Source organism: Pirellulaceae bacterium (assembly GCA_029243025.1).
Classification (GTDB): domain Bacteria; phylum Planctomycetota; class Planctomycetia; order Pirellulales; family Pirellulaceae.
Map to the genome: position 1 here is coordinate 245,132 of JAQWSU010000022.1, position 13,046 is coordinate 258,177.

The 13,046-nt window shown below is 52.0% G+C and carries 8 protein-coding genes and 1 tRNA gene; 4 read left to right on the top strand and 5 right to left on the bottom strand.

The window, feature by feature from the left end:
* Position 1: 1 nt before the first annotated feature.
* Genes P8N76_10850 through P8N76_10860 form a run of 3 tightly spaced genes read right to left on the bottom strand, consistent with a single transcriptional unit; the run spans position 2 to position 3,560 of the window.
* Positions 2–1,018 carry an ABC transporter permease gene (locus tag P8N76_10850; protein MDG2382162.1) on the bottom strand — a complete coding sequence of 339 codons (1,017 nt, stop codon included), beginning with the start codon at positions 1,016–1,018 and terminating at the stop codon, positions 2–4.
* Between the two features lie 15 nt (positions 1,019–1,033).
* Positions 1,034–2,527 (bottom strand): sugar ABC transporter ATP-binding protein, encoded by a 1,494-nt coding sequence (locus tag P8N76_10855; GenBank protein MDG2382163.1) that lies wholly within the window; start codon positions 2,525–2,527, stop codon positions 1,034–1,036.
* Positions 2,528–2,552: 25 nt separating this feature from the next.
* Entirely contained in the window at positions 2,553–3,560 is a 1,008-nt protein-coding gene (locus P8N76_10860) for a substrate-binding domain-containing protein (protein ID MDG2382164.1), read from the bottom strand.
* Between the two features lie 173 nt (positions 3,561–3,733).
* Between P8N76_10860 and P8N76_10865 the strand changes: the two genes are divergently transcribed.
* Positions 3,734–7,162 (top strand): mechanosensitive ion channel, encoded by a 3,429-nt coding sequence (locus tag P8N76_10865; protein MDG2382165.1) that lies wholly within the window; start codon positions 3,734–3,736, stop codon positions 7,160–7,162.
* A 105-nt stretch (positions 7,163–7,267) separates the two neighbouring features.
* Here the strand turns inward: P8N76_10865 and glpQ are convergent, their stop codons facing one another.
* Together glpQ and P8N76_10875 are read right to left on the bottom strand one after the other, a co-directional pair.
* Positions 7,268–8,266: a glycerophosphodiester phosphodiesterase gene (gene glpQ, locus P8N76_10870; protein MDG2382166.1), complete on the bottom strand. Its 999-nt coding sequence runs from the start codon at positions 8,264–8,266 to the stop codon at positions 7,268–7,270.
* Positions 8,267–8,321: 55 nt separating this feature from the next.
* Positions 8,322–10,859 carry an AMP-binding protein gene (locus P8N76_10875; GenBank protein ID MDG2382167.1) on the bottom strand — a complete coding sequence of 846 codons (2,538 nt, stop codon included), beginning with the start codon at positions 10,857–10,859 and terminating at the stop codon, positions 8,322–8,324.
* 927 nt (positions 10,860–11,786) lie between these two features.
* Here P8N76_10875 and P8N76_10880 point away from each other — a divergent pair.
* The 3 genes from P8N76_10880 (at position 11,787) to P8N76_10890 (ending at position 12,978) form a co-directional block, all read left to right on the top strand.
* A complete protein-coding gene (locus P8N76_10880; protein MDG2382168.1) occupies positions 11,787–12,149 on the top strand; it encodes an STAS domain-containing protein in 363 nt (120 codons plus the stop codon).
* A gap of 131 nt (positions 12,150–12,280) precedes the next feature.
* Positions 12,281–12,697 carry an ATP-binding protein gene (locus tag P8N76_10885; GenBank protein ID MDG2382169.1) on the top strand — a complete coding sequence of 139 codons (417 nt, stop codon included), beginning with the start codon at positions 12,281–12,283 and terminating at the stop codon, positions 12,695–12,697.
* 208 nt (positions 12,698–12,905) lie between these two features.
* Positions 12,906–12,978 (top strand) — tRNA-Asn (locus tag P8N76_10890).
* Positions 12,979–13,046: the final 68 nt, after the last annotated feature.

Sequence of the window (13,046 nt, forward strand, 5' to 3'; positions counted from 1 at the left end):
CTCAGCTGGCAAAGCGGCGATGTCGGATTTGGTCGAGCGTGACTGCCGCAATAATGATCACACCGATCAAAATGTCAGTCGTCAAATTGCGAAGTTCGAGTTGGGTACAGCCACTGTAGATGACGCCCATAATCAAAGCGCCAACGATCGTACCGAGTACGGAGCCTTGTCCGCCGTTGAGGCTGCCACCTCCAATCACCACCGCAGCGATGATTCGTAATTCCATACCGAGTCCGGTGGTTGGATTGGCGCTATTTAATTTGGCGAATTGGTACAGACCTGCGGTGCCAACGAATAGGCCGGCCAGGCTGTAAATGGAGATTTTCACCAGTGGTACGTTAATGCCGCAGAGTCGTGCCGTGGCTTCATTGGATCCCAGGGCAAATACATATCGGCCAAAGACCGTGAATCGTAAGACGAGTGCAACGATGAGAGCAAGAAACAACGCAAGCCACACGCCTGTTGACAACCCGAGCCAAAGGGAGGCTACGTTGAGGCTTACCAAGTTGCCGAGCCAATTTGGCACCGAGTCCAGTGGCGGACGCACGGTCGTTTCATCGGCCATGTACTTGGCCAATCCCAAAAAGATCGTCATCGTTCCTAGTGTCACAATGAACGGTACAATTTTTAGCACGCTGATCAATACGCCGTTCAACAGACCGCACAGACAGCCCACCAGCAGGCACAATCCTACGGCGAGGTAGGCGGAATACCCATTGTCCAAGGCCCAGGCCAGTACGGTGGCGGAAAGGATTAGTCCGGTGCCGGCAGATAAATCGATGCCGCCCGAAACGATGATCAAAGTCATTCCCAGGGCAGCGACCGCGATCACTGCAGTCTGTGCGAGAATGACTTGAAAGTTTCGCGGCGTCAGAAAGGTGCCGCCTCCGTTCTGGAGACTGTCCGCAATTCCGAATACGCCCACCACTGCGACCAAAGCCAGCAGCGGACCGAGAACCTGAATCAGTTTTACATAGGCTGGTGGTTGTGGCAGGGATTTGGGTGGAGTTGAATTCATGCTTGATCTTCCTCTTTAACTGACAGCAACTGCCAATGCCGATTCTTCGGTCCAGTCTTCTGCGGCGCGAATTTCTTTGATCTCGCCCCGTGACATCACGGCGATGCGATCACAAACGGCCAACAGTTCCGGCAGGTACGAGCTAACGAAGATGACTGCTTTTCCTGTTGCCGCCTGTTCGCCAATCAAACGATAGATCTGAGATTTCGTTCCTACATCAATTCCTCGGGTGGGCTCGTCTAATAACAGAATGTCGGCATCTTGATGTAGGACTCGGGCAATCGCGACCTTCTGTTGATTGCCGCCTGACAAGGACTGAACCTCTTGCTCGGGCGAGAATGCTTTGATTTCTAGTCGTTTCATCCATTCGTGCACCGCATCGCGACGTGCTGAGAGGTTCACCCAGCCTACTGTCGTATAAGGGGCAAGGCGGCTTAGTGAAATATTGTCGGCGATACTGCGAACTTGCGCCAGTCCTTCGGTCTTGCGATCTTCGGAGACATATCCCATGCCCGCACGAATTCTTCCTGCTGGAGAATGCTTGGGCTGTTGACCTGCGATCTGGACGTCTCCATGACGAATCGGATCCAAGGCAAATAGCGTTCGCAGCAATTCACTTCTTCCGGCTCCGACTAGCCCTGCGATTCCCAAGATTTCACCACGACACAAATCGAACGAAATGTTTCTGGGGAGTTTTTCGCCGGCTAATTTTCGCAAGGACAACAGCACATCTCCCGATTGATGTTCCACCGCGGGAAACAATTCATCAACACTGCGACCAACCATCAGCGAGACTAGCTGCAATTCTGTCACGCCGGCAAGCTGCCCATTTCCGGCCACTTGGCCATCTCGAAGCACCGTGTAGTCATCACCCACTTCGCGGACTTCTTCCAGAAAGTGGCTGATGTAGACGATTGCGTGACCGGCTGTCTTCAGTCGTTTAATGACTTCGAACAAGCGACGTACATCTTGTTGTGTCAGCGAGCTGGTGGGTTCATCGAATACGATCACGCGGGCGTTGAGGACCAGGGCCCGCGCCACTTCGACCAGTTGTTGCATGCCGACCGACAGCTCTCGCACAGGTGTGTTGAGGTTCAGGTTCTCGTGGCCAAGCGTCTGCAAGGCAGATCGCACTCGCTGATACTGCTGCTTTCGATTCAGGAGGCCCCCCCGGTGAATCTCGCAGCCGAGCATAATATTATCGGCGACCGAAAGATCGGGTGCTAAATTCAGCTCTTGGTAAATCATCGCCACGCCGGCCCGCCGCGCGGCTTGAGGGCCGGTGGGCTGATAGGGCTCTTGATTCAGTTTCATCTCACCTGAATCGGGTTGATGTGCACCGCTGAGAATTTTCATCAGCGTGCTTTTACCGGCGCCGTTTTCGCCGATCAGTGCCAACACGCGTCCTGCTCGAGCTGTGAAACTCACATCGCGCAAGGCACGAGTAGCTCCAAAGCTTTTGCTGATGGAGCGCATCTGCAGCAGGGGGTGATCGCTCGCTTCTGTCACGAAATCCCTTTGACGTATTTCGTGCCTATTTGGCGACCTTGAGCAGCTCTGCCATACGGTGAGCCGCTTTTGCACCACCTTGAAAATTGTCGGTGGCCACGTAACTGATCTGCGCGTCGTTGGGGACCAGATTACTATCGAAAACAACCGTGGGAATGCCAGAGGAATTCGCTTCCTTGACGACTTCCAACAGAGCCTGTGAATCCAACGGAGCAAGGCAGATGCCGTCGACCTTTTTGGTGACGAAATCTCGCATCACATCGATTTGACCATCCGCGTCATCCTCACGAATGGGACCTTTCCAAAGAATTCGCACGTTTTTTAATTCTTGAGCGGCTTGATGAGCCCCGGCGTGGACCGACTTCCAGAATTCGTGGGAGGTTCCTTTGGGGATCACTGCGATGCTGTATTTTACCTCTGTCGGCTCCAAGTCCGCCCCTGAAAATTGCTCGGGTGTCAGCAACGCAGCCATTTTTGCTTCTTTCATGTTTTCCGGTGTTGCCACGACTTCGCCGGTCGGGACTCGCTTTTCCACCTGCTTGCCCTCCAGGTGATCGTAGATGGTTTTCACGGCAAGGTAGCCCATTTTGACGGGATCCTGGAGCACAATCCCTTCCATTTTGTTTTCACTGAGGGCTTTTACCATCCGTTCATTGGGGTCGAAACCGATTAATTGAACTTGGTCTAACAGGTTGTTCTCTTCCAAGGCGGTGAACATACCGTCTGCACTCGACTCATTGACCGCAAACACGCCGCTGATTTGCGGTCCGAATTTGAGGATCAGCTGTTGAGACTTTTCCAGCGATGACGAGGCGCTGATGCCCGCGTATTCATCCGAAATGATGGCGATTTCTGGGTAATCGCTCTTCATCGTCTCCATGAAGCCTTGCTCACGTTGTTCGGTACTTTCACTGCCTGGACTGTAGCGTAAGAGAATCACACCTTTTTCCTGGCCGTTCGCCGAAGATCCGTCGTTCTTGCCGCAGCCTGCCAGCGTTAATGCCACCAAGGTAAGCAGAGCATATTTTCCCATCGAATGTTTCCTCTACACGTGAGAATAAATTTACGAGCGGCCTAGTATAGCGTGGAATAGGTGTGGATACACGGCGCCTCGAAATGGTCAGAAAATTAGGTGGTTTTTTGAGGTCGGTTTGATCCGATCACGCCTACTTACTTCATCGGGGCCGTATTTCGTACACTCCAGAAATGATGAATCAACGATCAGGAAGAAATCTTGGAACGCTCTCTCTTCTGCTGTCCCTTTTCTTGGGAGGCTTATCAGCGATTGCTCAACCGCCTGGAGTTGCGACGCGCGCGGCTTTGCCGACGCCAGCGGTGTTGCAACAGCGAACCAAGGAGGTGGCAAGCAAGGAGAATCTCAGCGAGGCTCAACGAACTGAGATTGTAAATGTCTACAACCAGGCGCTCAGTGATCTGGATGCTCAAAAGTCACTAATGGCCAAACGAGACCAATTTTCCGAATTGCTCAGCCAGATCACTCAGGAGCAAAAGAAGGCAGAGAAACAGCTTGGCGATCTCAAAAAGGGGCCCGACATCGAGACCTCGGGAAAACCTTTGAATGACTTGATGTTGGAGGTTCAGAAGAAAACCCTCGAGTCACAGCAGGCGGGTAAGGATCTCGACCGGATTGATGATGAGCCGGAACGCCGCGCGGATCGTCGTTTGGAGATCCCCCGGCTCCAAGTCTCGCTGGCCAGCAAGATCAGTGATTTGGACAGTAAGGCCCGGGATAAATTGCCCGGTGACTCAGCCGATTTGGTAGCTGCGAAGCGTGTATTGAGTGACATTAAGCGAGCGAATGCAAATTTGCAATTGGACGCGCTCAAGAACGAAGCTGCCTACTACGATGCATCGAACGACCTGTTGCCTATCCAAATTGAAGTTGCGAAGCAACGTGTCGCGTTGACTGAACAGGAACTGAAAATCTGGCAAAAAGCCGCTGCATGGAAACAGAATAGCGATGTGGGCCAAGAACGTGCGGAAGCGTTGCAGATGGTCGAAAATGTTCCCGATCAACTGAAATCCTTGGCGAAAGAAAACGTTGATTTTGTGAAGGAATGGAAGAAGCTGGTCGACGAAATTACCAGCACCAATCAGAGCATTGACAAGGTCGACCATCAGCGTATCGAGTGGGATGGGAAATTTGATAATTCACGAGCCATGATTGCTGCTCAAGGCGGGGTGACGGCAACGGTTGGTGAGATCTTGAGAAACCAAAGTCGAGATCTCCCCGATTTCAGACAGCTCAAGATTGATCGCAGACAAACCGATCAGCAGATCACTGGGTTACGAGATCAGCAGTTCCAGCTCAACGAACGGCTAAATCAGCTCACGGATCTAGGACAGAAGGAACGAACGACGTTAGATGCGATTGTGCCGCCAATCAGCGCCGAAGAGCGGAAGACATTGGTCGGACCCACCCATAAATTGTTTGCGCAACGCATCAAGCTCCTCCAGGGGATTCGCACCGTACGAGATAACCAGTTGCAACGCCTGTTGGATCTCGCTCTGACGCAGGATGCAATGCTCGATGTTGTGCAACGGTATCGGATATTTATCAACGAACGGGTGTTGTGGATTCCCAGCTCTCGACGAGTCAAGTTATCGGATCTAGGAGGCTTGGCGAAAGCCTTTTCGACTCTGGCTGACCGGCACGTGTGGGAGTCCTTTGTCGTCAGTGTGCCTCAGAGTTTGAAACGCAAACCTTTTCCACAAGTTCTTGTCTTGTTGCTTGCTTTGTCTCTGTGTTGGAATCGATGGCGGTTTGCCAAACGAATTCAACTGTTGGGAAAGCGAGCAAAAGCACCAAGCTGTTGTCGATTTGACGTCAGTGTTTCGGTGTTGTTGATGACGGTTGCCCGTGCCGCCGTCGTGCCTCTTTTAGTTGTTTGGCTGAGTTTGAATTTGGATGCATCGACGCTTGTGTTGAGCGCGGAAGCCATTTCGCACACCTTACGACTCGCCGCTTACACTTACTTTTGGCTGAGCCTCTGGTCTGGACTCGCTCAGCCAGGGGCGCTGTGCGATGCACACTTTGAGTGGCCCGAATCGTTACTCAAACTGACCCGTAGGCAATTGCGTTGGTTCACACCTGTGGTTGTAAGTTGTTGGACGATCTATTGCTTTTTCGATGACTGGGATCCCACACACGAACGTTCCCTGGGGCGACTTGCCGTGATCATCGGGCTGTTGGCCTTGTCTTTTTTCTTCTACCGTATGTTTTCGCCTCACAATGGGATATTGACCAGCCACCTTCGCCGCTATCCCACGGGGGGCATGAATCGATTTCGACGGCTTTGGTATCCCGCGTTGGTCATCTTGCCATTGGTGTTGGTTTTCTTGGCTTTGGGAGGGTACACCTACACGGCTGCTCAATTGGTTAACCGTCTGGGTGATTCTTTTTACTTTCTCGGAGCCTTATTGCTGTTGGAAGCCATGGCTTTGCGTTGGTTAAGACTCAATCGACGTGCCATCGCGATTTCTCAGGCAAAAGAACGACTCGCGGAGTCGGCCGTTGGCCAAGGTAAACCGGCCGAGGAAATGCCCGCCGAACGGACAGGCGGCGTTGTGGAAGGCGAGCAAGTCGACCTTGTGGTTGTCAGCACGCAAACTCGAGGGCTGCTCAAGCAGTTTGGCACGGTGGCAGCATTAGTGGGCCTCTATTTTATTTGGTCCGATATTTTCCCCGCCTTATCGAAGCTTGACGAAATTCGGTTCTGGCAGACTGCGATCTCACAAGTTCCGGTGGATGGAAACGCTACAGCTTTGGCTGATACGACGACCAGGTGGATCACTCTGAGTGATGTGTTGGGATCGCTGATCGTGTTGTTCTTGACCTTCGCGGCGACCAAAAATATCCCTGGGTTACTGGAGATTAGTGTCTTACAGCGATTGCCACTGGACGCTGCGTTGCGATATGCAATTACCACTGTTGTTCGATATGGAATTATTGTCAGTGGCATCTCGATCGCTTTCGCTTATCTGGGGTTTGGGTGGGAAAGGGTCCAATGGCTTGTTGCCGCCGTGAGTGTTGGTCTCGGGTTTGGTTTGCAGGAAATCTTTGCGAACTTTGTCAGCGGGTTGATTCTGCTGTTTGAACGACCGTTGCGCGCAGGAGATATTGTTACCGTTGGAGACATCACCGGAAAAGTTGTGCAAATCAAGATGCGCGCCACGACCATTCAAGATTGGGATCGGAAAGAACTTGTGGTTCCCAATAAGGAGTTTATTACAGGTAACTTGCTCAACTGGACTTTGACGGATTCTGTGAATCGACTGACCGTGACGGTCGGAGTGGCTTATGGGGAGGATGTGGAGCGAACTCGAGAAATTCTCCTGGAAGCGGCGAGTGCAAATCCTAATGTGCTTGACACTCCCCCGCCGACGGTGACCTTTGATTTGTTTGCTGATAGTTCGCTCAATTTTTCGCTGCGAGTCTTCTTGCCGCATGTCGATGTCCGTTTGCCCGTCACGAGCGAGTTGCACAGAGATATTTATAAGCGGCTTGGGGAAGCCGGGATCGAGATTCCCTTTCCGCAGCGAGATCTTCACATTCGATCCAATGATTCGGGCCGCGCTGACGACACGCCCTCGGAGGTAAAGACGCCTTCCTAGGGTTGCCGATTCAATTGGTGCGATTTGCCATCAGGATGGTGGGGGATGGGGCCACGTCTGATGCTAATTGCGTTCCCGTCCGCTGATTTGGCCAGTGCAAACCATTTATTGCGATGGTCCGACGATCACTCTGACCCGGTCGGGAAAGTCGGTGAACAATCCGTCAATTTGCGCCTCAACAAACCAGTCGATTAACGTCGGCCAGTCATCGACATAGTCGGGCAACTGGTCCACCCGGAACGTGTAAGGGTGAACAAGTAGTTGATGGCGGTGTGCGTCAGCGACAAGGGAAGTGATCTGAGGTTTTCCATCGGTTCGTCGCCCTGAAATCACTTGTTTCAATTCGGGGCCAATGCCCTGTGCGTAACTGGCCACCCGGTGCAGACCCTCGTCAGTCAGCATTTTTGAATACGTTTGTTCCCCCGGTTTATCCTTGCCCATCAATTGCACAATTTTCAGTTTGCAGCCTAATTCGTTTCGAATTCGCATGAGTTCAGCTTGCTCGAAACACTGCAAGTAGACGGGTGCGTTGGCATCGGTGTATCCGAATCGTGCCAGGCTGTTTAGCACAATGGGACTGATGTCTTTGCCTTGATCGCGATGCCATTTTGGATATTTAATTTCGGGATAGACGCCGATTGTCCGGTGACGTGTTTGATTTAACCCGTGGATGATCTGGAGTTCTTCTTCGAAGGTGGGAATGGTAAATGGTTTGTTCTCGGTGGGGAATCGATTGGGGAAGGCCGGTCGACCCGTGCGGTGATCAATCCGTTCACCAATTCTCAGTGTTTTGATTTCAGCCAGGGTGAAGTCAATGGCATAAAACCGACCATCGTTCCTGGCGCGATCCGGAAACTTACTGCGGACATCACTCACGGTATCGAGATAAATGTCATGCAGCACAATGGGATGAAGATCACTTGTCAGCACCAGATCCTGTTCGATGAAATCGGCATTCATCGCATGGGCGGCGGCGACTGCGGCCAAAGTGTGTTCTGGCAGATAGCCCGATGCGCCGCGATGTGCGATCACCGTGGGGCGGGCTGCCGACAGAGGTTGCATGATCGTGCCAACGAACAACAGAACTCGAATGAGTTGAAGCATGGACCACTCGTGGGATCAACGGCGAATGCCTGGAAGGGATGGAATGCCGGCTACTTTATGTTACCGCTAATTCGGCCGCCAGTCGCTTGAGTTCACTCAAATCTAATTTTCCTGTTCCCAGCATAGGGATTTCATCGATGGTGAAAAAACTATCTGCTGAGGGAATGAAGATATTCGGCAGACCCTCCTGTTTGAGTGCTTCGCACAATTCGTCGCTGGATTGTTTCACCGGGGTATGCAAGACGATCAGCCGTTCCCCTTTTCTTTCATCGGGGATTGCAGTGACTGCAATCTGAGGGCTTTCCTCGTCCTCCGCGTCGTAGCCGATCGCTTTTTGTAGCTCTTCTTCGATACGCAGATGAGGAACCATTTCGCCACCAATCTTAGAGAATCGGCTCTGGCGGCCCGTGATCCGAATGAAGCCTTCATCGTCAATTTCTGCGATATCTCCGGTGACATACCAGCCATTCTTGATCACTTCGCGGGTCTTGTCGGGTTCATTCAGGTAGCCTTTCATCACGTTGGATCCTTTAATCATCAACATGCCTGCCTGCCCTGAACTCAAATCGGCTTCGTTGTCGAGATCGACGACTTTGGCCGAAACACCAGGAAGAGGACGTCCGACAGTGCCTTCTTTTAAGTCGATTTGATGATCTTGCATCGTGCGACTGGGTGGAATGTTAACACAGACCAGCGGCGATAATTCGGTCGCTCCATAACCTTCGACGGGGCGAACACCAAACTTTTTTTCGAAGGCGTCACAGAGTTCAACGGGAAGTTTTTCAGCTCCGGCAACGACAGTGTCTAACGAGGCAAAATCTTCTTTGCTACATCGACGTAGATAACTTCGCAAGAAAGTTGGCGTGGAAAGCAAGACAGTGCCTCGGTGTTTTCCACACAGTTTGCCGACTTGTCGCGCATCCAACGGATTGAAATGGTAGATGCCCTTGATGTCGAGAGAAACGACTGCCCAGAGAGTAACCGTGAAGCCGAAGGAGTGGAAGAACGGAAGGATGCCGATGATGACATCCTCGGAGGTGAGGTGGATGATCTGATCAACCGCTTTGACGTTGGAGGCGATATTGGCGTTGGTCAGCATTACACCTTTGGGGATGCCGGTTGAACCCGATGTGAAAATGACGGTCAGCAGATCGTCCGCCTTGCATTGATCAAGGGTCAAGGATCGGCAAAGCAAGCCGCTTGGACAGACGTAAGAGGCCAACGCCGATGTCACCTTGTCGGCCAAGGTGACTTTTTCGCGGTAATCATCCAGGTAAATGAGTTCAGCATCGATGTCGAACTGAAGCTTTTCCATGACTTTGCGACTGGTTAGCACGTGTTGGATGTTCGCTTGACGAATGCACTGATTCATGACATCGGACGAGACGGTGTAGTTCAGGTTGATCGCGACGCGCCGGTCCAGTGTGAGTGCCAAATTGGTGACGACACCGCCGGCGCTCGGCGGCAGTAAGATACCAACATTCGGTTCGTGGGCCTTCAGGATATAGCGGCGCAATAAACGTCTCAGAATCAACGCTCGCATTAATAACGATCCGCCTGTCAGGTCGACGCCACTCGAATCGGCAACCTTCGATTTGAACTTGCGCTTTTTGCAGGATTTAACCATCTCCATCGGGAGTGACACCAGGCTGTCTTTCTTTGTCTCCACTGCGGATGCTCCTAATTCCTGAACGGCTTGTCGCACTTTGTGAACATCAGTCACGCCCTCGAGTGGTTTGCCGAAATGGATTGAAATCGGGTAGGGGATTTTACGAGGCACCTTCCAAAAGAATTTTCCGCGTTCGAAACTAAAGATGCTACCCCAGAGTCCATCAAAGTAGACGGGGATCACCGGAACATCGGTGCCTTTGACCATTCGGAGCATGCCGGGGCGAAACGGTTGCATGATGCCGGAACGAGTGATCCCACCTTCCGGAAAGATGCCGACCAATTCTCCGTTCTTCATCGCTTCCTTGGCCGTTTTCAACGCTCGCACGATTGACTTGGGCCCCTCGCTAATCATGATTGCCCCCCACATGGAAGCGAGTTTCTTCATGAATCGGCTCTGGAAGTTACCGTCGTAAACTACCATGCGGACGGGGCGCGAACTGATCAACATCATTAAGATACCATCGAGCCAGGAGACGTGGTTGGCAACCAACAATGCGCCACCTCGTTCTGGCAGGTTTTCACGACCGTGAATCGTGATGCGATAGAAGAGCTTGCTCAAAACCCAAACGATGAAGCGTATCGTTGCTTTGGGAATCACGAATAGCACATAAGCCAGTACCAGGAGGCTCAGTAGGCCGCAGGCAAAAAAAATAGCGGGAGCAGAAAAAAGCGAAACGCCCCAGAGCCTGGAGTCGAGTTGGCCAATCAACGCTTGATATTGAGTGAGTTCGGCTGGCCATTGATCAATCGAGTTTGTTTGATGTTGCCCGCTGTACTGCTGAAAATGGTCGAGCGTCGTCGACCATTCGGCGCCCATTGGATAGGTAGCCTCTTGTTGGGCGAGTTTTTCCATGCCTGAGCCAGCAAATACAAGTAGAGCCAGCAGGATGTCCGTCAATGTTGTCAAGTTACTGGCTGACAAAATCTCGCCTCGTGATTCTGGTGTTAAAGATAGGCTGTCAGCGGTGTCTGGAAGGAGCTGGAACTGAGCCCCAATAGCAGCAAGAATCCGCAAGCAGCGGTCTGGTCCGCACTCCAATTGTCGTCGGTTGACGGAAAATTCCTCTCGACAGTGAACATCAAAAGTGATCCTGTTGCAATTCCGATTGGCCCCAGGTGATAGGGCTAACTCTCTTTGATCGCTCGATCGCCAGTCAGGACGCTTTCCGAGGCCCAAAATAAGGGGCTTGATGGGTTCGAGAAACCACCACATTCTTTCACTTATCCGATCGGGGCAACTTTTTCGGCAAAATCCCAGCTTGAGACCCGAAATGCCATCTGATCGATGGAACTCAATCCGAGGCTGCCGCTGCCATCGCTGATTCCTACAACCCCTATTCCTTACGCTCTCATCAAGCCGGCAACGTTCTCGCTCGATATGACGCATAGAGGTTGTTGGTTTTTGAAAGGGGATTAGACAGATGCTTAGGCAGCGACTCTTGATGATTGGAATCATCCTTCTGGCGCTGGGGGTCCAGCTGCGCCGTGTCGAACACTTTGTGGTGAACAAGCAAGTCACCCGAATTGTGGAAAATCGGCTGAAGCGGCCTGCTGCGGACGCTGTGAACAGTTTTGACGCTGGCTCCGATCCTTTCAAAAATACTTGGCAAACCAGCATCTCAGCCGCGCCAGCCAGCAGTCAAATGTCGGTGTCTCCACCCCGTTGGTTGGGTTTTTCAATGGTTTCGGTGGGGGCAGTGATGGTTTTGACTTGTCCGTGTTTCAAATCTTGACCTTCGGTAGTAGCCCTTTGCTGCATCCGCTGGCAGTCATTAGAATAGGCCGCTTACCAATGGTCGCCCGAAACAGGTCTGCGGGTGGCGAAGTCAAGATTTGAGGAGCTGCCTTCATGGCCGACCACCAGCGTATCCAGGTCACGGATGTAGACGACGTGGCCGTCGTCCGATTTGTTGATCGAAAGATTCTTGATGAACTAGTGATCCAGGAGCTTGGCCGAGAGCTCTTTTCGCTGGTTGAAGAGGAAAATCGCAAGAATCTGCTGTTGAATTTTACGAATGTCGAGTTCCTTTCCAGTGCTGCTTTGGGCAAGTTAATCTCGTTGCACAAAAAGGTGGAAAGAGCGGGGGGTAACCTGAAACTCACCAATATTCGCCCAGAAATCTATGATGTTTTCAAAATCACTCGGTTGAACGAAAAGTTTGACATCAGCGATGATCAGGAAGATGGCTTGGCTGCATTTGCTTCGGCGTGATAATTCCTAGGTGTTGGAACGCGACTGGACGAACCGTGTGATTGTCCAAGATTCGCCTCACATCGATTGGAATGTGCGTGAAGGATTGTTTCCGAGATTTCTGAGAGGCTGATCAAGGTGAGGATGCGGAAATGCTAGACAGCTGGACTTGGACGAAGAATCACGACATTCCGAGTTCGTCTGCTGATGGTCAACTTGTCATTCGCGAAATCGTTGATCAACTTCATCAACATGATTGGGCACGTGATGACGTCTTCGGCGTCCACTTGGCTTTAGAAGAAGCCGTTGTTAATGCGATTAAGCACGGTAACGGCGAAGATCCACAAAAGCGAGTGCAGGTGATCACGAAGATTTCGAGCCGTCGTTGCTGGATTCAAGTTCAGGACGAAGGGCCGGGCTTTAATCCGCAGGACGTGCCCGACTGCACGCTAGATGAAAATCTGGAGAAGTGCAGCGGGCGAGGGCTCCTATTGATGCGGAATTTCATGTCTTTGATCGAATATAATGAGGTAGGCAATCAAGTGGTTTTGGAGAAAGTTTTGGATTGACGAAAGTGAATCCAGTCTTGCTCCCGCCAAGGCGACCGAAACGAGTCCGTTCGTACCGGTTACGCTGACCATTCCGGCGGAAGTTTAGCCCGTTTGGCCGAAGCGTCGCGTCGCCAGCAAAGGCGACTTGAATTGGCCGTAACTTTCAAGTACTATCCGGAATTCGGCGGTTGTCTTGCGCCCCTCGCGTCACGAGCCACCACCCCAATCCCCTGTAGCTCAGTTGGTAGAGCAGGCGGCTGTTAACCGCCTTGTCGTAGGTTCGAGTCCTACCGGGGGAGCTCGTTTCTTTTCTACGGAAAGAAACCACCGACCAGTTAACGCCCGGCGCCCTCCGATCGGCTGCCGG

Excerpts from the sequence above, each read along its gene's own strand:
- P8N76_10880 (MDG2382168.1), top strand. The coding sequence starts at position 11,787 with ATGGCCGACCACCAGCGTATCCAGGTCACGGATGTAGACGACGTGGCC.
- P8N76_10865 (MDG2382165.1), top strand. The coding sequence starts at position 3,734 with ATGATGAATCAACGATCAGGAAGAAATCTTGGAACGCTCTCTCTTCTG.
- P8N76_10885 (MDG2382169.1), top strand. The coding sequence starts at position 12,281 with ATGCTAGACAGCTGGACTTGGACGAAGAATCACGACATTCCGAGTTCG.
- P8N76_10850 (MDG2382162.1), bottom strand. The coding sequence starts at position 1,018 with ATGAATTCAACTCCACCCAAATCCCTGCCACAACCACCAGCCTATGTA.
- P8N76_10860 (MDG2382164.1), bottom strand. The coding sequence starts at position 3,560 with ATGGGAAAATATGCTCTGCTTACCTTGGTGGCATTAACGCTGGCAGGC.
- glpQ (MDG2382166.1), bottom strand. The coding sequence starts at position 8,266 with ATGCTTCAACTCATTCGAGTTCTGTTGTTCGTTGGCACGATCATGCAA.